Origin of the sequence: Ensifer sp. Root278 (assembly GCF_001429285.1) — a bacterium.
GTDB lineage: Bacteria > Pseudomonadota > Alphaproteobacteria > Rhizobiales > Rhizobiaceae > Ensifer.
Genome location: NZ_LMJJ01000003.1, coordinates 188,892 through 208,480 on the forward strand (window position 1 = coordinate 188,892; position 19,589 = coordinate 208,480).

General features: G+C 62.4%; 16 protein-coding genes and 1 pseudogene. 7 read left to right on the forward strand and 10 right to left on the reverse strand.

What is annotated here, in order from left to right:
* Window positions 1-61: 61 nt before the first annotated feature.
* The 8 genes and pseudogenes from ASE60_RS04895 to ASE60_RS04930 all read right to left on the reverse strand — a co-directional run bounded on the left by ASE60_RS04895 (window position 62) and on the right by ASE60_RS04930 (window position 8,725).
* Window positions 62-1,064 (reverse strand): annotated as a pseudogene (locus ASE60_RS04895) (IS30 family transposase).
* A gap of 221 nt (window positions 1,065-1,285) precedes the next feature.
* Complete coding sequence (locus tag ASE60_RS04900) at window positions 1,286-2,587, reverse strand: NtaA/DmoA family FMN-dependent monooxygenase (protein WP_057248613.1); 1,302 nt, start codon at window positions 2,585-2,587, stop codon at window positions 1,286-1,288.
* A gap of 15 nt (window positions 2,588-2,602) precedes the next feature.
* A complete protein-coding gene (locus ASE60_RS04905; RefSeq protein ID WP_057248614.1) occupies window positions 2,603-3,253 on the reverse strand; it encodes an NAD(P)-dependent oxidoreductase in 651 nt (216 codons plus the stop codon).
* A gap of 18 nt (window positions 3,254-3,271) precedes the next feature.
* A complete protein-coding gene (locus tag ASE60_RS04910) occupies window positions 3,272-4,522 on the reverse strand; it encodes an NAD(P)/FAD-dependent oxidoreductase (protein WP_057248615.1) in 1,251 nt (416 codons plus the stop codon).
* Window positions 4,519-5,397 (reverse strand): NmrA family NAD(P)-binding protein, encoded by an 879-nt coding sequence (locus ASE60_RS04915; protein WP_057248616.1) that lies wholly within the window; start codon window positions 5,395-5,397, stop codon window positions 4,519-4,521. Before ASE60_RS04915 ends, ASE60_RS04910 begins: the two co-directional genes overlap by 4 nt.
* Window positions 5,394-6,428, reverse strand: a complete 1,035-nt coding sequence (locus ASE60_RS04920) for an ABC transporter substrate-binding protein (protein ID WP_057248617.1) — start codon at window positions 6,426-6,428, stop codon at window positions 5,394-5,396. Before ASE60_RS04920 ends, ASE60_RS04915 begins: the two co-directional genes overlap by 4 nt.
* A gap of 10 nt (window positions 6,429-6,438) precedes the next feature.
* Window positions 6,439-7,671, reverse strand: a complete 1,233-nt coding sequence (locus ASE60_RS04925) for an acyl-CoA dehydrogenase family protein (protein WP_057248618.1) — start codon at window positions 7,669-7,671, stop codon at window positions 6,439-6,441.
* A 13-nt stretch (window positions 7,672-7,684) separates the two neighbouring features.
* Window positions 7,685-8,725 (reverse strand): ABC transporter substrate-binding protein, encoded by a 1,041-nt coding sequence (locus tag ASE60_RS04930; RefSeq protein WP_057248619.1) that lies wholly within the window; start codon window positions 8,723-8,725, stop codon window positions 7,685-7,687.
* 299 nt (window positions 8,726-9,024) lie between these two features.
* Here ASE60_RS04930 and ASE60_RS04935 point away from each other — a divergent pair, with 299 nt between their 5' ends.
* The 5 genes from ASE60_RS04935 to ASE60_RS04955 are packed head-to-tail and all read left to right on the forward strand — an operon-like array spanning window position 9,025 to window position 14,008.
* Window positions 9,025-10,011: an ABC transporter permease gene (locus ASE60_RS04935; RefSeq protein ID WP_057248620.1), complete on the forward strand. Its 987-nt coding sequence runs from the start codon at window positions 9,025-9,027 to the stop codon at window positions 10,009-10,011.
* Window positions 10,011-11,009 carry an ABC transporter permease gene (locus tag ASE60_RS04940; protein WP_057248621.1) on the forward strand — a complete coding sequence of 333 codons (999 nt, stop codon included), beginning with the start codon at window positions 10,011-10,013 and terminating at the stop codon, window positions 11,007-11,009. Before ASE60_RS04935 ends, ASE60_RS04940 begins: the two co-directional genes overlap by 1 nt.
* Window positions 11,010-11,011: 2 nt before the next feature.
* Window positions 11,012-12,010, forward strand: a complete 999-nt coding sequence (locus ASE60_RS04945) for an ABC transporter ATP-binding protein (RefSeq protein ID WP_057248622.1) — start codon at window positions 11,012-11,014, stop codon at window positions 12,008-12,010.
* Complete coding sequence (locus ASE60_RS04950) at window positions 11,988-12,932, forward strand: oligopeptide/dipeptide ABC transporter ATP-binding protein (RefSeq protein ID WP_057248623.1); 945 nt, start codon at window positions 11,988-11,990, stop codon at window positions 12,930-12,932. The genes ASE60_RS04945 and ASE60_RS04950 overlap by 23 nt, the downstream gene beginning before the upstream one ends.
* Window positions 12,933-12,946: 14 nt before the next feature.
* Entirely contained in the window at window positions 12,947-14,008 is a 1,062-nt protein-coding gene (locus tag ASE60_RS04955) for an aldo/keto reductase (RefSeq protein ID WP_057248624.1), read from the forward strand.
* 87 nt (window positions 14,009-14,095) lie between these two features.
* Here ASE60_RS04955 and ASE60_RS33440 read toward each other — a convergent pair whose 3' ends face one another.
* Window positions 14,096-15,049 carry an amidohydrolase family protein gene (locus ASE60_RS33440; RefSeq protein WP_112995721.1) on the reverse strand — a complete coding sequence of 318 codons (954 nt, stop codon included), beginning with the start codon at window positions 15,047-15,049 and terminating at the stop codon, window positions 14,096-14,098.
* On the reverse strand, window positions 15,046-16,146 hold the full coding sequence (locus ASE60_RS04965) for an LLM class flavin-dependent oxidoreductase (RefSeq protein WP_057248625.1): 1,101 nt from the start codon (window positions 16,144-16,146) through the stop codon (window positions 15,046-15,048). The genes ASE60_RS33440 and ASE60_RS04965 overlap by 4 nt, the downstream gene beginning before the upstream one ends.
* A gap of 344 nt (window positions 16,147-16,490) precedes the next feature.
* Here ASE60_RS04965 and ASE60_RS04970 point away from each other — a divergent pair, with 344 nt between their 5' ends.
* Entirely contained in the window at window positions 16,491-18,122 is a 1,632-nt protein-coding gene (locus ASE60_RS04970) for an ABC transporter substrate-binding protein (RefSeq protein WP_057248793.1), read from the forward strand.
* 90 nt (window positions 18,123-18,212) lie between these two features.
* Window positions 18,213-19,436, forward strand: coding sequence for an acyl-CoA dehydrogenase family protein (locus ASE60_RS04975; RefSeq protein ID WP_057248626.1), 1,224 nt, complete (start codon window positions 18,213-18,215; stop codon window positions 19,434-19,436).
* Window positions 19,437-19,589: the final 153 nt, after the last annotated feature.

Below are 19,589 nucleotides of genomic sequence, written 5' to 3' on the forward strand. Positions count from 1 at the left end.
TGACGTTCACTTTTGGGAGATCCTAACTGAAGTGCAACATGCCGGTTTTCAGGGTAGGGGTTCAGCGTCCCTCTTGCAAATGTGCCCGAAACACTTCGGCCGGTGTTCTGTAGTCGAGGCACTTTCTCGGCTGGTCGTTGAGATGGCGAGCAAGCTGGATGAGCTTGCGTTGCGACACGCCTGCAAGGTCGGTATCGCCTGGCATGAAGCGGCGGATGCGCTTGTTGGCGTTCTCCACCGCCCCTTTCTGCCACGGCGCGCTGGGGTCGCAAAACCAGCTGCGCGCGCCGATGCCATCTTCCAAAGCCCTGAATCCGGCGAACTCCGTGCCGCGATCAAAGGTGAAGCTCTGCCGGGCAAAGGCTGGCAAGGGAGAGAACGTTTCGATGATCTTGTCCATGATCGGTCGTGAGTGCCGGCTGGGGTTCTTGATCATGACGGTGTAGCGGCTCTTGCGTTCAACCAAGGACGTGACGTTGGCGTTGCCCAAAGTCACGTTGGAAGATCAACAAGTCGCCTTCCCAATGCCCGAACTGCGAACGATCACCAATGAAATCAGGACGTTGCGATATCCTGCAGGCAGCAGGAAAAGTGCCGTCGCGGGGTTTCCTCGAGCCGCGGGAGCGGCGTTTGCGGCGACCTTCCGCCAGATGCTGATAGAGCTCCAGCGCCTGATCTTCCTTGCCGTAGATGAAGCGATAGATCGTCTCGGTACAGACCCGCACGGCGCTCACGCCATCGGCGAGCAGACGACCGGCGATCTGTTCCGGGGACCAAAGCGCCTTCAACTGCTCGATCACCAGTTCGCGCAATTGCCGGTGCCGCACAAGCTTTCTCAAACGCTGCCGCCGCTCCTTGCGGATCTCGTCAGCAACCGTTGGGAAGTAGCCGCTATAGTCGGGCAGCTCGCGATCGTGGAAGGTGTTGCGCCGGATCTCACGATAGATCGTCGATCGATGACGACCGAGGTCGCGCGCCATTTCTTTGATCGGCAGCTTGCGTTCGACAAAGTGGAAGAGGCGGCGTCGATCGGCAAGCTTCAGCTGCGAATAGCGTCGGGACATGCCAAAATCTCCAAGGGGAAACCATTGAAATCATTGGCATGTCGCACTTCAAATTAGAATGTACCTTTTGGGCCAAGAAGATCGCATAATGTATCAAAGGGAATAAGACTTGGCCTACAGCGTCGCAGGTCAGGAGTTTTAAGACGTCCACGGTTTCGGTAAGGCCGTTCGCCTCAATATCCAGAATCAAGATATCTGCGGGATTCGCCGGTTTTTGGTTTTCAATCAGCCGGAAAAGGCAGACCGTAGCGCTCCCTGACGGTTCGCTCTTCATAGTGGCTGCGATAGACACCGCGGTCCTGCAGGATGGGGACGACCTTCTTTACGAACTCCTCGATATCGTCAGGCGCTCGTGGCGGCTGAAGCGTGTAGCCGTCGACGGTCCCGTCCTCCCAAAGATCGATGAGCGCATCGGCAACCTCTTCCGGCGTTCCAAGCAGCAGACGGTGGTGCCCCTCCGAGCGGCGTACTGCCTGCCTTGCCGTTAGTTTCTCATGTGTCAGCAGATCGGAAAGCCCGAGACCCATACCGACCGCCTGAAGACGGTTGGGATCCGGGATAAAGCGCTCGGCATCCAGCGCCGCATCTGGATCGAAACCGTCAGGATCGATGCCGTTCTCCTTGACGAACCGTGCGATCAGGCCGTCTTCCGAACCGGCGCCGCTGAAGAGTTCGTGCTTGCGCAAGGCTTCTTCTTTCGTCTCGCCGAGGATCACCACTACCCCGGGCACGATCCGGATACCCTTGGGGTCACGACCAAGCGCTGCGGCGCGATCCCTGACCTTCTTGCCGAAGGCCTGGCCGGCCGGCCGGGAGAGGATGTTGCAATAGATGATCTCGCCGTGGCGGGCGGCGAGCTCGATGCCCCCTTCGGACGCACCCGCCTGCGCAATCACCGGATGGCCCTGCGGGCCGCGCGGCACATTCAGCGGTCCCTTGACGGTGAAATGATCGCCCTCGTGGTCGATCGAATGCGCACTCTCGGCATCCCAGAACCGTTCGTCGGGCACATCGCCTTCCCGGGCTGGATCCCAGCTCGCCCAGAGCTTCTTGGCGACGTCGAGGAATTCGGACGCTTTCGCGTAGCGCTCCGCTCTCGGAGGCAGCGGTGCGGAGCCGAAATTGGCGGCCACGTTCGGATTGAAGGAGGAGACGATGTTGATGATCAGGCGGCCGCCGGAAACGATGTCGGTCGATTGGGTGCGGCGGGCAAGATTGTAGGGCGAATTGTAGGTCGACGACATCGTTGCGACAAAGCCGATGTCAGGCACCTGTGCCGCAAGCGCCGTACAGAGGATCAGCGGGTCGATGGTATGGAATGGCCGGCTGTCCGGGTCAGTCATCAATGCCGGATGATCGGAAAAGAACACGGCGTCAAACCGACCTTTGTGGGCGAGTTCGGTCAGGCGTCTGTAGTATTGCGGATCATAGATGTCATGGCGGCTGCCGCTGCGGTATTTCCAGGCGGCCGGCAGGTAGCCGGTAGTATTGATGCCGACATTGATGTTGAGCGTTCGGGGCATGCGAATGAAGGTCCTTCAGTAGGCCGCGGTGAAACGGCGGCGGATGAACTGTCTCTTGTCGAGTTCATCGAGAATGGCGATGGCGAAATCCGCTTCGGAGATCCGGCTTTCGCCCGCTTCGTCGCGCAGCAGCGCATCTTCGCCGAGCCGGAAGCGGCCGGTCCTCTCGCCGGATTTGATGGAGAGAGGCGGGGAGACATAGGTCCAGTCGAGGTCGTGCTCGCCGCGTTTCAAGCTGCGAAGGATCTCGCGGTTGCGCAGGGTATGGGCCTTGTGTTCGGCGGGATAAAAATCGCTGTCGACGACGTCGATGCCGGGGCTTGCCTCCAGGCTTCCAACGCCGCCGACGATGATGATGCGGCCAACGCCCGTGCGCTTGACGCCTTCGAAAAGGGAGGCATGCGCTTTCTCGATGAGAACCGCCGCATCTTCCGCCGAATGCCGACGAAGACCAGGACTATAGGCGCTGATGACCGCGTCGTGGCCGGCCACGATCTTTGCCACCTCCTCCGGGTCGGCAATATCCGCTTTCAGAACGGTCAGGCGTTCGGCAGGCTCCACATCGGAGGCATGTGTTACCGCTGTCACCCGATGGCCGCGCGACAGGGCCTCTTTGCGAATGTTGCTGCCGATATTTCCGGACGCACCGAAGACGACGATAGACATGATCGATTTTCCTGGGGGCTAGAGGGCAGGTATCGCCTTGAGCGGTCGATTGGCGCCGACATTGCGCTGCATGGCGGAAAGCGAGGACCGCACGGCTTCGTAGCCGTGTTCGCGCATGGCGTTTTCGTAGTCGTTCACAGCGGCAAGCTGTGGCTTGCCGAAGCGCCGTGCGGCGACAAGCTCGCGAACGAGCAATCCGGCATCGTAGAGGGCGGTGTTGCCGCCAAGCGCGCGGAAATAGGTCATCGCGTGGATCGCGTCGCCGAGCAGCGTCACCGGCCCGCTTTGCCATACCGCGCCGGGGGTGGAGCTCTTGACCTTGAGGAAGGCCACCGTCGACGGGTCGCTGTGGCGAATGAGCTTCAGGATGCGCTCGTCCCAGTGTCCGATGCGCTGAAGGAGCGTTTCGAGCAGGGCATTACCGTCGAGAGATTCAAGCTCCTCGTCTGGCCCGAGCTCGTCGGTATCGTAGGCCGTGTTCCACCAGGTGTAGCTGGTCGAGTTGTTGAAGTGGAAGCCGGGGATGTCGCGGTGGCCGGGGTCTTCTGCACTGACAAAGTCGTAGCGGGCATAGACGGATGGATCGACCCGGTGGCTGGTGATCATCAGGCCGCGGCCGTCGCGCGGGCGAATGTTGGTATTGAACTCCGTGAGAAGCGGTGAGATGCCCCGTCGCTCAGCCTCGTCGATCGTGATCTTGCCGGCCAGCCGGCGCACGCCGGTGTCGATGCTCTTGAGGTCCGGCAGGAGCTGGCGGCGTACCGCCGATCCCGCTCCATCGGCCCCGACCAGAAGATTGGCGCGCACGGCCAAGCCGTCGGAGAAATGCGCAAGCACCGTTCCGTCGGCAAGCTGCTCGTAGCGCTCGAACCGTTTGCCTGTGTGAAAGACGCCGTCGAGCCCGGACAGAAGGATCTGGCGGAGTGTGATCCGGCTGACCGACTTCTCGATGTGGGTATCTTCGGGCTCTGGGGCCGCCTGTCCGGCATCCTCCAGACGGTTGAACCTTTCGTCGAGGACCAGGTTCTCGGTCGGCGCAAGCCCAAGCGTATCGAGGAAAGCGTGAAAGAGATGGGCCGGCAGGTTCGCCTGAAGCGCGTCAATACCGCGTTGCCGGATCCGCATTCGGAAGCCTTGTACATAGTCCGAGCGGACCGGGTCGCGCTCGAAGATGGCGGTGTCGATGCCGTTCTTCCTGAGGCCCTGCGCCAGGGCGAGGCCGCCCGGTCCTCCACCGATGATGGCGACGTCGACGAAGGGTATGGTCATGGCTGATACTCGGGAACTGCAGCCGCTGTAGCGACCTGTTCCAAGATGAACGCTTCGACGGTCCGGGGCGGGCGGCCGAGCAGTGTCGGTACGATGTCGGTCGTCGTCGCGGCACGGCCGGCAGCGATCAACCTTGAAAATTGCGCAACGGCGCGGTGTTCGAAGTCACCATCTTTGGGAACCGTCTGTGGTGGCTTCTCGAGGGCGGCAATCGGCCGTTTCAAGGCTGTCGTCAGTAGAGAAGCGACCTGACGCAATGAGACTACGTCCGGGCCGGTGAGGCTGAGCGTGCGGCCCCGGACGCGATCGGCCAGGAGTTGATGCACGGCGATATCGGCAATGTCACGGGCGTCGATGTAGCCGATGCCGGCGTCGAGGTTGGCGGTGGCGACCTGGCCACTCGTGACCGCGTGCCTGATGGTGTTGGCGAGCGAGACCTGCATCCAGGCGTTGGGCCGAAGCGAAACGGTCTCCACCGGCAGGCCTTGCAGGTGACGTTCGACGGCAGCGTGTGCGGCCCCGGAGATCGAATTGCCGGCCGGTTCGATCGTCCAGTCGGAGCCCGATATCTTGACGATGCGGGCAACGTTTCCGGCGGCGGCAGCATCGGCGACAGCGGTCTGATCCATCACGAGTCTGGCGCTGATGGGGGACAGCAGAAGAAGGCGCTCCACACCTCGAACGGCCGCGTCGAGCGCGGCGCGGTCGCCGAAATCGCCTGCGGCTATCTGGACAGTCTCGCCGAACAGGGCACGTGCCGTCTCCGGGCGTCGGGTAAAGACGCGAACCGGTTGCCCGAGCGCCACTAGCCGCTCGACGATCAGCCGCCCGAGTTTGCCCGTGGCGCCGGTAACGAGGATCGGCGTGGCGCTCATGCGGCGGACCGCTGCAATGTGGCCTCCAGCGGCCGGTGATCGATCCAACTGAAGACGTCGAAATCGGCTGGAATGAAATCCCAATCGAGAAGGAAGCGTTTGAAGTGATCAAACGCGGCGATCTGGAGTTCGTCCAGTGCCAATCCAAGATGGAGATTGATGTCCGGGCCGTTGGCAGCCCAGACCGCGTCCTCGCCGACGCCGATCTCGTTGGCGATGAAGCGAACAGCCGTATCCGGGTTCGAGGCCGCCCAATCGCCGACGCTGGCGACGGTCGACACAAGATCGACAACGAGGTCGAAATGTTCGTCAAGAAAGCGAGCGTCGACCGTCAGTGGTCTCGGCGTGCCATTGTTGATGCGGATCTTCGGATCCGGATGGAAGCCGAATTCCGCCACCACCACTGCACCGATCTGATTGGCGAGCACGATACCTTCGGCACCCTTGACGAAGAAAGCGTCGATCTTGCCCGAGGCCAGGGCCAAAAGTTCGTCGCCATAGGGATATCGGCGCTTCAAGCCCAGGAAGGCGGCATTACCCCGTTCGACCAGGTTGCCCTCCTCGGTGTCGAGATAGACGAGTTCGACATTGCCGGGATCGAGGCCGTCGAGCGAAAGCGCCGAGACGATGCCTTTCAAGGCGGTGGCCCGCTGGAAGTCTACGACGTCGGAATTGGGTTTGCGTGGCACGCCGATGCGGCGTCCTTTCAAGTCTTTCGCCACAGCGATGCCGGAACCTGGAAGCGCGATGATCGCCTGGAATTCGTCTGTCGTGGTGATGCCGACGACGCGTGTCTCGCGACCACCGGATCGCGCCCAAATCGGTGGAATGTTGCCGCCCTGCCGGAACGAGTAATCCAGCGCATGGGTAAAGTGGCTCTGCCGGACCGACGGATCCTTGCTGTCGCGGATCGAGCGCACGGCAACGCCGGCGTTCTGAAACTGTTTGTCGAGCCAGCCGAGTTGATGGGCGATCGACAGCGGGGTCGGGGCGGGGCAGCGTGTGTACCAGACGGAATCGAGGGAAGACATCATAAAACTCCTAGCTGCGGCCGGCGACTGCAAGGCGGGGCTGGTGGTGAGACCGAACCGGCACCGGCTCCAGCGCAACGGCAGATGCTGCGGCGTGGCGGCTGAACGCGGCCTTGGCGAGCATCGTCCGGATGAGGTTGTTCTGCGGCGCGTGCGCCTTGCCAGAGAGGGCGTCACGATGGTGACGCTCCAGCGGATTGTCGCGGCTGATGCCGGGGTTGCCGCCAAGCTCAAGGGCAAGGGTTGTCACCGTGATTGCATTGGCGATCACCGTATGTTTGACCGCGGCAGCGTCAGCGCCGAAGGCGCGCCCCGTATCGAAATCCTCGGCAATCGAACGCAGGAGCCTGCGATTGACTGTCAGCAAGACCTCGATCTCGCCAAGGCCGTCCTGAATGCGGGGGACAGTCGAAAGCGGTGCGCCGAGGCTTGCCGGTGCCCGCGAGGTGGTAAAGTCGATCAGCCAGTCGCGGGCGCCCTGCGCGGCGCCGTCATAGATTGCCGGGACAAGGCTGAAATACCAGGCACCCATGCGTTCGTCGCGTTTCAGGCCCTCCCTCGCCGGCGCGATGTCGAGAACATCCTCCAGCGGGATCGCGACGTCATCGAGGATCAGGTCGTCGCTGTTGGTTGCCCGCATGCCCGTGGCGTTCCAGGTCTTTTCGACGCGAATACCATCGGCCGACGTCGGTACGAGGAACGAACCCAGCCTCGGCTCCGGCTCGTCGGTGACCGCAAGGACCGCCACCCAGCGCAGCAGCGGGATGCCGGTGGCATAGGTCTTGTGGCCGGTGATGCGCCACTGGTCGCCAACGCGCCGGGCAATGGTTTCCGGCAACGACCCATGCGATGGCGAACCGACGCGCGGCTCCACCTGCGCGGCATTGATCAGCGCGACGCCCTCGCGATTGGCCCTGGTAACACGCTCGACCAGGTGCTGTGGCCACTTGCCTGAGGTGCGCACCGAATAGTGCTGGTTGTAGTGCATTGAAAGAACGAGGGCGGTCGACGGCTCTCCGCGGGCTATTGCCGAGATGACGGCGAGCGCCTCCGTCAATCCGCCGCCGAGGCCGCCGTGCTCGGGCGCCGTTACCAGGCCAAGCAGTCCCGCCTCATGGAGCGCGTCGAAATTGGCGAAAGGGAATTCGCCGGTTTCATCGTAGTGGCGCGCTGTGAGGGCGAAGCGTTTTCCGAGCTCTTCGGCCTTGGCAATCACCAGCTCGAAACGTGTGGGATCGGTCATTTGTTGCTCTCGTTCAGGCGACAGCGCGGATGTCGAGTTCCGCCCAGGGACGGTGGTCGACCCATGCGTCGATGTCGAAGTTCTCGGCCAGGAACCCCCATTGATGCAGGAAGTCCTTGTAGTGCCCGATCGCCGCGACGAGTTCCGGTTCGAGGCCGATGCCGAGATGCCTGTGCAGATCCGGACCGTTGGCCGCAGCCACGACCTCTTCGGATGCGCCGACTTCGCGAGCAACCAAGCGGCGCGCCTCTTCGGGGTGCTCTTCGGCCCAGGCGCCGGCTTGCTTTAGCGTCGCGATCAGCTTGGCGACGAGGTCAGGACGATCTTCCGCCAGCCGTTCATCGACGGTCAGCACCCGTGGGGAGCCGGAATTGATGCGGATCTTCGGGTCCGGGTGGAAACCGAATTCCGCGACCGTGTGAGCCGCAAAGAGATTGGCAACGGCAATACCGGGCGTGCCTTTGACATAAATCGCGTCCACCTCGCCGCGCAGCAGTGCGGCCACTTCCGGCCCGTAGGCCTGCCGGTTTCTGAGGCCGTAGAGCTGCGGGCCCTCCCTGCCATCAAGAACGCTTTCGGAAAGCGGGATATCGACGATCTGGACATCGGAGGGCGTGAGCCCTTCGAGCGACAGAGCGGAAACCAGGCCCTTCAGCGCCGTTGCGGCCATGAAGTCGATGATACCGGGTGGTCGGCGCGCAATGCCGAAGCGTCGGCCGACAAGATCGCGCGTCGTTTTGATCCCGGTCCCGGGCAACGTGATGATGGCCTGGAATTCGTCGGTCCAAGTGATGCCGACCAGGCGTGTCGGGTTGCCTTCCGAGCGGGCGCGGATCGGCGGGACGTTGCCGCCATGGCGAAACGAATAATCGAGATGGTGATCGAAGTGGCTGGATCGGACGGAGCGGTCCTTGCTGTCGATGATCGAGTTAAGCGTAATGCCCTCCGCGGCAAACGCCTTGTCGAGCAGGCCGAGCTGGGTGGCGAGCCCCACGGGTGTCGGGACAGGGCAGCGCGTGTACCAGATTTGCGAGATGGCATTTTTGCGTGTCACGGGGTTTCTCCGCTGTCTTCAATGGGATGTGCCGGGAAGGGTTTTTCGTTCGAGTGCGTCTTCCTAGTCAGTCATTGCGAGAGCTGTACCGATTTCGGATTAGTATTCCAATACGAGTTCAACTATCAATAAATCGCAGGAATTGTGTTCCTGTAAGTGGCTAATCTCAGGGCGAAATTACTAAAACAGATTTGACAAAGCCTATGTAATTAGTCAACTATAAAAATCATCCGCGGCGAAGGGTCAGGCCGAGGTGAAGGTTCGCTGTTGGCGGACGGCCAAACGGAGAGGCGACATCGATGCCGGTGCTGATCAGAATTGCGCGAACGCTTCGACGAACGCTTCTGCAGGCGGTTCCGACGATCCTTGGAATTGTGATCCTGAATTTCTTCCTTTTGCAGCTGGCTCCCGGCGACGCGGCCGATGTTCTGGCCGGCGAGGCGGGTTCGGCGACCGAAGAAAGCGTTGCGGCGCTGAGAGCCCGCTTCGGGCTGGATAGCCCGGTGCTCGAACAATTGGCCACCTATCTCGGCAACCTCGCGCAATTCAGCCTCGGCTTTTCCCCGCGCTACGGCATGCCGGTCGCCGATCTGATTGCCCAGCGGCTGCCCGGAACACTGACGCTGATGGCGGTCGCGCTCCTCATCGCGATCCTGCTCGGTGTCATCCTCGGATCGCTGATGGCGACCTTTGCGGGCCGGATCCCCGACCGCCTGCTGTCGGTGTTCTCGTTGCTCTTCTACTCGATCCCGAGCTTCTGGATCGGCCTGATGCTGATCGTGCTCTTTTCGGTCAAGCTCGGCTGGCTGCCGAGCGGCGGTGCGGGCACGATCGGATCCCAGCTGAAAGGATTCCCGGCGTTGCTCGACAAGGCCCGCTACATGGTGCTGCCGGCGACCTCGCTCGCGCTGTTCTACGTTGCGATCTACGCGCGGCTGACCCGTGCCGCCATGCTCGAAGTCAAGAACCAAGATTTCGTCCGCACCGCCTATGCCAAGGGGTTGACGCCGTTTGGCGTGACGGCAAGGCACATTCTGCGCAACGCGCTGATCCCGATCACGACCATGGCCGGCATGCATATCGGCGGTATGCTCGGCGGCGCCGTGGTGGTGGAAACCGTCTACAGTTGGCCGGGTCTCGGCAGGCTTGCCTTCGAGGCGGTCATGGGCCGGGATTTCACCGTGCTGCTCGGCATCCTGCTTCTGTCCTCTCTTCTCGTCATCATTGCCAATGCCGCCGTGGACCTCGTCCACGCCTGGCTCGACCCTCGAATTGGAGCGCGCTGATGTCCACCACCGACTTCGGGGCTTTTCCTGCTGTCACCGGCGGCGCCTATGCTGCTCCGGCGACGAACGAGCAGGCAACCGCGCCGGAACGTCCGTCCTGGTCAAACATGAAGGCGCCTGACGCGCGTTCCCAGCCAAACGCTGCGGTCGCCGTCACCAATGGGCACCGGGCGCTGAAGGTCTTCTTCGCCAACCCCAATGCGCTGTTCGGCACCGCATTCCTTGCACTCGTCATCGCCGTCGCGCTGCTGGCGCCGGTGCTCTACCCCGACGACCCCCTGTCGATGGTCGGAAAACCGTTCCTGTGGCCGTGCCAGGATCCGGCTTTCCCGCTCGGTACGGATTCACTTGGGCGCGACGTGCTCGCCGGCATCCTGCATGGTTCGCGCATCTCCCTGTTCGTGGGGCTGGTGGCGACGGCCCTCGGCCTCACCTTCGGCGTGGTCGTCGGCGCGATTGCCGGTTATTTCGGCGGCTGGGTCGACGACCTTCTGGTGAGGCTCATCGAGATCTTCCAGACCCTGCCGAGCTTCGTGCTTCTTGTCGTTCTGGTTGCGATCGTCCAACCCTCGGCCACGACGGTGACGCTTGCGATCGCCGTTATCTCCTGGCCAACGGTCGCGCGGCTGACGAGGGCCGAGTTTCGCGCGATCCGCGAGAAGGATTTCGTCATGGCTGCCCGCAGCCTCGGCGTTGGCCATGGGCGGATCATCTTCCGCGAGATCCTGCCGAACGCGCTGCCGCCGATCATCGTCACGTCTTCGGTCATGGTCGCAACCGCAATCCTGATGGAATCGGCGCTTTCCTTCATGGGGCTCGGCGACCCGAACGTGGTGAGCTGGGGGTCGATGATCGGCACTGGCCGCGAACTGGTCAGAACGGCCTGGTACCTGACAGCTCTTCCGGGCTTGGCCATCGTCTTCACGGTGCTTGCGCTCAATCTCATCGGCGACGGGCTGAATGACGCCCTCAACCCCCGGTTCTCGCAGGACCGTTGACAATGGCGCCGCTGCTTCAGGTCGAAAACCTCACCATCGGCTTTCCGCGCGCTGAACCGGTCCGGGATCTTTCCTTTGAGGTCAGCGCCGGCGAGACACTGGCGATCGTCGGAGAATCCGGCTCGGGCAAATCGCTGACGGCACTTGCCCTGATGCAGTTGCTGCCGCGCACAGCACGGGTCACCAGTGGCCGCATCGTCTTTGACGACCGCGATCTTCTCGGTCTCGATGCGCGCGAGATGCGGCAGCTGCGCGGGCGCGAGATCGCCATGATCTTTCAGGAGCCGATGACGAGCCTCAATCCCGTCATGTCGATCGGCTGGCAGATCGGCGAAGTGCTGAAGGTGCATGAGAAGCTCTCGGGCAGGGCGGCGCGCGAACGGGCGATCGAACTCCTGAGGCTCGTGCGCATCCCGGCCGCCGAAAAGCGGGTCGACGACTATCCCCACCAGCTCTCGGGCGGCATGCGACAGCGGGTTATGATCGCCATGGCCGTTGCCTGCCGGCCGAAACTCTTGATCGCCGACGAACCGACGACCGCGCTCGACGTGACGATCCAGGCGCAGGTGCTCGACCTGCTCGACACGCTCAGACGCGAACTGCAGATGGCGGTGGTGTTGATCACCCACGACCTCGGCGTCGTCGCGCAATGGGCCGACAAGGTCGTCGTCATGTATGCCGGCCGCAAGGTCGAGCAGGCTCTCCCCGGGGATCTCTTCAACGATCCGCTGCATCCCTATACGCGCGGGCTGCTTTCGGCCTCGCCACGTCTGAAGAGCGACTTTCACTATCTGAGCGGTCGCTTGACCGAGATCCCCGGGTCGATCGTCTCGGCGGCCGGCGAGGCCGGCTGTCCCTTCAGGCCGCGCTGTCGCCAGGCGCGTGCGAGCTGCGGCCATCAGGTGCCGCCGCTGATTGCTCAGACGCCGGAGAGGCTCGTTGCCTGCCCGTTCACCTCGTCCCTCAAGGCCGTCCCCGATGCCGCTTCTCTCAGCCTCTGATCTCAAGACCCATTACAACACCCGCGACGGCCTCTTGCGCTCCGTCGATGGCGTCGATCTCGTGGTCGAGCGCGGTGAAACCGTCGGGCTAGTCGGCGAAAGCGGCTGTGGCAAATCGACCCTTGGCAAGACGCTGTTGCGGTTGGTCGATCCGACCGCTGGACGGATCGAATTCAAGGGCGAAGACATCACGACCCTTGATCAGGGGCGGCTCCGAAACGTTCGCAAGTCGATCCAGATGATCTTCCAGGATCCCTTCGCCTCGCTCAATCCGCGCCACACGATCGGTGAAATCCTCGAAGCACCGCTGGTCGTCCACAAGGCTGGCGGCCGGCCGGAGCGGCGGCGCACTGTCGCCGGTATCATCGCCAAGGTCGGGCTGCCCGCCGATGCCATCAATCGTTACCCCCACGAATTCTCCGGCGGCCAGCGGCAAAGGATCGGCATTGCCCGGGCGCTGCTGCTCAACCCGGAGCTGATCGTCTGCGACGAGCCGGTTTCGGCGCTCGACCTGTCGATCCAGGCGCAGATCCTGAACCTTTTGGTGGAGATGAAGAAGGAGTTCGGCCTTTCCTATCTCTTCATCAGCCATGACCTGTCTGTGGTGCGCTATTTCTGCGACCGGGTTCTGGTCATGTATCTCGGCCGGATCGTGGAAAGCGCCGACAATGAAACGCTCTGGTCGGACCCGCGCCATCCCTATACGCGCGCTTTGATGGCTGCGGTTCCCGATCCCTCGCGGCCGCGGCAGGCGGCTCCCCTTGGCGGCGATCTGCCGAGCCCGAGCGACATTCCGTCGGGCTGTCGGTTCCACACCCGCTGCCCGCTGGCGACGGACCTCTGCCGCGTCACCGAACCCGAATTCCGCACCATCAAACCCGGCCATCAGGTGGCCTGTCATGTCGCGGACCACATCAACTGAAATGGAGAACTTGAATGGTTGAGTATCGCTATCTTGGGCGCAGCGCCCTCAAAGTGTCGCCGCTGACGCTCGGATCCATGATGTTCGGCAACCAGACGCCGGACGACGTTGCCTTCCGCATCATCGACAAGGCGCGCGAGCAAGGCATTAACTTCATCGACACGGCCGACGTCTACCACGACGGCAAGTCGGAAGAGGTGGTGGGACGCGGCATCAAGGCGCATCGCGACCATTGGGTCGTGGCGACGAAGTTCGTCAATTCGCGTGCGAAGGGGCCGAACCTCGGGGGCTATTCGCGCAAATGGGTCTATCAGACAGTCGAAAACTCGCTGCGCAATCTCGGCACGGACTATATCGACATTCTCTATTTCCACCGCGCCGTCTTCGATGCTCCGCTCGAAGAGCCGGTGCGGGCAATCGCCGACCTGATCAAGGCTGGCAAGCTGCGCTATTTCGGGGTCTCGAACTTCCGGGGATGGCGCATCGCGGAAGTCGCCCATCTCGCCGACCAGCTCGGAATTGACCGGCCTATTGCAAGCCAGCCGCTCTACAACATCGTCAACCGCACCGCCGAGGCCGAGCAGTTGCCGGCGGCTGCCGCCTACGGTCTGGGTGCCGTATCCTACAGCCCGCTCGCCCGCGGCGTTCTGACGGGCAAGTACAATCCGGGCGAAGCCCCGGCTGCGGACACACGCGCCGGGCGTGGCGACAAGCGCATGCACGACGTCGAGTTTCGCGAGGAATCGATTGCGATCGCCAAGCAGATCGCAGCGCACGCTCAGGCCAAGGGTATTGCGGCCGCCGATTTTGCGCTCGCGTGGGTGCTGAACAATCGGCTGATCACCTCGACCATCGCAGGGCCGCGCACGGAAGAGCATTGGGATGCCTATATCCGCGCGCTTGACATCAAGCTCGATGCGGAAGACGAGGCTTTGGTCGACCGGCTCGTCGCGCCTGGTCATCCGTCAACCCCGGGCTTCACCGATCCAGGCCATCCGCTCGAGGGACGCGAGCCGCGTTTCGGAGCTACGGAAGCCGAGATCATTCCGCTTGCCCGTTCGCAGCGCGTTGCCTGACAGGTTTCGTGTCGGCGCCGTCAGGCAGATGGCGGTCGAGTTGCAAAAGCCCCGGATCATTGATCCGGGTCTTCGTTTTGCCGGGGTTTATTCCGCCGCCACCGCCTGATCGTGGCGCAGGCCGAGGAGGCGCCGGGCGTTGCCGCCAGCAACGAGACGTGCCTCCTGATCGCTTAGCCCGGCTTGCGCCAAGCTCTGCCGCAACGAGTCCGCATCGAGCGCGGGAAGAATTGGCCAGTCCGTGCCGGCAAGCACGCGGTCTGCGCCGAAAAAGCCTGTCAGCGTGCGCACGATGTCCGGATCATGCCCCATCGTGTCGAAGTAGATATTGGGCCGTCGCCCCGCTTCACGGTGGGAGCGAGCATAGATGCCGCCGCGTGCCGCCTGGACGATTGCCCCAAGGCCGAGTGTTGCAAAGACCAGATGCAGGTCCGGCAGTTCGTCGAGCAGCGAAGACTGGATGACCGACAGGAAGGCGACGCCGTTCATCAATCCACGCCCGAGCGAATTGCCGAGATTGCCGGCGCCGTCGATCAGAACCCCGGCGTCCGGGTGGGCAACGGGATGCACAAAAACCGGAACCCTGTGACGCGCCGCGACTTCGAGTGTTGGTCGGACTGCGGGATCGGCGATGAACTTGCCGTCGCGCGAAGAGTCGATAACCAGTCCTGAAAGGTCCAGCTCCACGATCGCCCGTTCGGCCTCGCGTGCCGCTTCATCGCCGGCGAAGGCATCGACGACGGCAAATCCGGTGAGTGTCGGATGCTCGCGAGAAAGCGTCGCCAGCCAGTCGTTGGCTTCCCGGACCGCTTCGAGCGGCACGCTCCCTTTCATTCCGAAGAGGCTTTCGATCGTCGCGGTGACCACGGCAAGCGATACACCGCTTTGTTCAAGCTCATCGACCAGCGCCTGGGGCGTGGTGATCTTTCGGTGTATGTCCGGCGCAAATGCACCAGCAGGCTTTTCGTATCTCCCGCCGGGGCGCCAGGCTGGCGGCCAGAGATGGGCATGGATGTCGACGATATCGAGCGGCGTGGTCATTCGGCGGCAACCTTTCTCGCTTCGCGTTCAGCGATACCGGCTTTGACGAGGGGCACGACATCGCGGCCATAGGTGACGGTATCCTCCGTCGGGTAGAAACCGCGGACGAGGAAGTTTGAAACGCCGGCGTCATAGTAGTCGAGGATGGCGTCGGCGACCTGTTCGGGCGTTCCGACCAGCGCGGTCGAGTTTCCGCCGGCGCCACTCGCTTCTGCGACCTCGGTCCAGAGCCGCTTGTCCAGCACCTTGCCGCGTCTGGCGGCCTCCCGCAGGCGAACAGAACCGACGTTCGACGGCAGCTTCTCGCCATTGCCGCCGGCCGAGCGCGCAACCTGCGACTTGACCTTATCGAGGATATCCGCCGCCTTTGCCCAGGCTGCGTCTTCGGTTTCCGCCACCACGGTGCGAAAGGCGAGGGTGAAGCGGATATCGTCTGCCGCGCGACCATTGGCAATCGCCGCGGTCCGTACCTTGCCGATGGTTTCCCGTGCGCCGTCGAGCGGCTCGCCCCAGAGCGCATAGACATCCGCGTGCTTGCCGGCAACGGCGATCGCCGCATCGGACGAACCGCCGAAGGAAATCGGGATGCGGGGCTTCTGGAACGGCTTTACCTGGCTATAGGCGCCCTTGAACCTGTAGAAGCGCCCCTCGTGATCGAAGGGCTGATCGCTCTCCCAGACTTTCCTCAGCACTTGCAGGTACTCGTCGGTGCGGGCGTAGCGGGTGTCGTGATCCTCGAAGTCGCCGTCGCGAGCCTGGTCCGTGTCGGATCCGCCGGTGATGATATGCACCCACAAGCGGCCCTCGGAGAACTGATCGAGGGTGGCAAGCTGGCGCGCGCCGAGTGTCGGGGCCATCAGGCCGGGCCGGTGGGCAAGCAGCGCCCCGATCCGTTCCGTCTGGCTGAAGACATAGGCGGCGATCTGGTTGTTGTCGGGCCATTGCGCGAATTGGCCGATGAGCAGACGGTCGATGCCCGCCGCTTCCGCCGCCTGAACATGATTGCGGATGTAGGCCTTATCGATGACCGGACCGGAGGCGGGGACGATGTCGGACCCCTCCCTGTTTGACGTGTGGCCGATAAATTCGGGTCGCATGGGAACTCCTTCGGAAAGCAAGCACGTGAATGATGTAATCTATTTATTTGATGTATTTTGTCGATTGCGTTTTGCCGGTGGATCTTGGGATGGATTGTCGCGCGCTCATCGAAACGAGAACTTTTCCTCCATCGAAACGGTCCTGCCGGCGCGTCACCCTCTCCCTGTGAACATCAGGGACGCGGCAAACGGAGTGGCCTGAGTAGCTTTTTTCAGAAAAGCCGCGGACTTTAGAATTACACTATCTCGATAAATATAGTAGATTTTATAAGGTCTGGCGATCACCCTGGTGGGTGCTGGAGAAATCGGCGTGGCCTGTGCTTCGCCTGCTTGGGGATATTCAGATGACATCTAGAAAGACCGGGACTTTGAAGTCGACGCGCCGCGCGTTCCTCCTATCCTCCGTTGCGCTCGCGACCGCGATTGCCGTGCCGATGCTGCCGGTGCCCACGTTCGCCGCCGAAGAGCCAACGCGCGGCGGCAGCGTATCGATCAATATCGGTACCGAGCCGCCGGTTCTCGTGCTCATTGCCCATAGCGCGGGCGCTGCCTACTACATCAGCGGCAAGGCGACCGAAAGCCTGCTGACCTATGACAAGGATTTCAATCCTCAGCCGTTGCTTGCCACGGAGTGGACGGTGAGCGAAGACGGCCTGCGCTACTGGTTCAAGCTGCGCCAGGGTGTTCGCTGGCACGACGGCAAGGATTTCACCGCCGAGGACGTTGCTTTTTCGATCCTCGCTCTGAAGGAAAACCATCCGCGCGGCCGGGCGACCTTCGCCCATGTGAAGGAGGCAAATGTCCTCAATTCGCATGAGGTGGAACTGATCCTTGCCAAACCAGCTCCCTATCTGCTGACCGCCTTTGCCAGCTTCGAGGCGCCGATCGTACCGAAACACCTCTACGAGGGCACGAAGATCGCGGAAAACCCGCACAACGTCGCGCCGGTCGGCACTGGCCCCTACAAGTTCGTCGAATGGGTGCGCGGCAGCCACGCGCTTTTCGTGCGGAACGAGGACTATTGGGGTTCGCCCAAGCCCTATCTTGACCAGATCATCTTCCGCTTCATCATCGATCCGGCCGCAGCCGTTGCGGCGATCGAAACCGGCGAGGTGCAGGTCTCGACGGCCAACCTGCCGCTGACCGACATCGATCGCCTGAAAGCCAATCCGAACCTTGTCGTCGATACCGACCCGGCGCCCTATTCGCCAAGCATCGCCCGCGCCGAGTTCAACCTCGAAAACAAGTATCTGGCCGACATCAAGGTCCGCCACGCGATTGCCCATGCGGTCGACAAGGACTTCATCGTCAACACCGTCTATCTCGGCTACGCGACCCGGCTCGACGGGCCTGTGAGCCCGGATCTCGCGAAGTTCTACACGCCGGACCTTCCCAAGTACGAGTTCGACCCTGCCAAGGCAGAGAAGCTTCTTGACGAGGCAGGCTACGCCCGCGGCGCTGACGGTTTCCGCTTCAAGCTGTTCATCGATCCGACCCAGCCGTCAGGTCCTCCCAAACAGACCGCGGAATATATCGCACAGGCGCTTGCCAAGGTCGGCATCAAGGTGGAACTGCGAACGCAGGACTTTGCGACCTTCGTGAAGCGCGTCTTCACCGATCGCGACTTCGACATCGCCATCGAAGGCATGAGCAACCTCTACGATCCGACCGTCGGCGTCCAGCGCCTCTACTGGTCGAAGAACTTCAAGCCGGGTGTCCCCTTCACCAACGGCTCCAAGTATTCCAATCCGGACGTCGACCGACTGCTCGAGACGGCGGCCGTTGAGATCGATCCAAAGAAGCGCCTGCAGCTCTTCAACGAGTTCCAGAAGCTGGTCGTTCAGGATCTGCCGACGCTCGATATCGTCACACCGGCTGTCATCACCGTCTACGACAAGCGGGTGAAGAACCTGAAGCTCGGCGTCGAGCATCTTTGGAGCAACGGCGCAGACATTTATCTCGACGGGCAATCGTAAATGATCTCGACGCGTGATCATCGAAGGCGCGCGTGCAGCCGAGGTGCTACCCGGCTGCACGCTCCTTTTGTTCAGTCTCGGAGTTGATGTGTGACGATAACCAAGGTGCTGACCGTTTCCCGTCCGACACGCGCGGAACTTCTCGCGCGCGTTCCGGGCTTTGTGTCCGAGGTCGCCAAGGGCGCGGCCGAGCGAGATCTGTCGCGCAAGCTTCCCTTCGAAGCTTTCGAGCTCTTCCGCGAACTGGAGCTTGGAACCTTGCGCATCCCGGTCGCACTCGGGGGACCGGGCGGGTCGGTCGCCGACTATATCGAGATGATCGCCGCAATCGGTGCTGCCGATTCCAACGTGGCGCACGCCCTAAGGTCGCATTTCAACTATGTCGAAAACGTCATCCTCAGCGAGCCGCGCGAGCGGGATGCCGGGGCGATCGAGCTGATCCTGGCCGGAAAGCTCTTCGGCGGCGCCCATACTGAGCAAGGTACGGCACGTCCGGGCCAGGTGACGACGACGATCGTCAGGCAGGGCGACACCTACAGGCTGAATGGCCGCAAATGGTACGCCACAGGCACGGCCTTCGCCGACTTCGCCTCGTTCAGTGCGCTGGACGAGGAAGGGCAGGCCGTCGGTGTTCTCCTGCCGGTCGACAGGGAGGGCATCACCATTCTCGACGATTGGGATGGCATGGGACAGCGGCTGACTGCAAGTGGAGGCGTGATCCTCGACAATGTCGAGGTGTTCCCGCACGAGATGGCCCGCCGCGCCCTCGACAATCTCGTGGGGCGCCATTGCTCGACGCTGCGACAGTTGCACCTGGCGGCAAGTGCTGCCGGCGCAGTGCGCAACGTCCTTTCCGATGGACTTGCCTATGTCCGCAAGCAGGCGCGCTCCGCCGCCCACAGCAGCGCCGAAACGGCCAATCAGGATCCTTTCGTCCAGCAGGTCATCGGCGAAATTTCGGCCAATTCCTTCGCGATCGACACGGCGATTGCCGCGGCGGCAGTTGCACTCGATCAGACAGTTGCCGCGCTTGGCGAGGGGGTGGACGCCGAGATCGAGGACGCCTTGATCGCCAGCTCCCGTGCGACAGCGCAAGCGCAGCTTGTAATTGGCCAGCTCGGATTGCGAAGTGCGGAGCGCATGTTTGAGCTCGGCGGTGGCTCGGCGACGTCCCGCAACAACAACTTCGATCGGCACTGGCGCAACATCCGCACCGTACTCAACCACAACCCCCTCTCGCACAAGGCGAGGGTGCTGGGCGACTACCTGGTTAACGGGACGACCACCCATCTGAGGGAAGGAAAGGTGTTTTGACTGCGCACACACCTGTCAAAACAGGGGCGCCGGAGGCTCTCCCCACGATGAGCGCATGCCCGCAGCGTTTAACTGAGGCGCACGGAGACCTGGTCGAAAAGTTCTTCAATTGAACGTACGCCTTAAACGTCGCCGTGTGCACTGTTTGTTCCA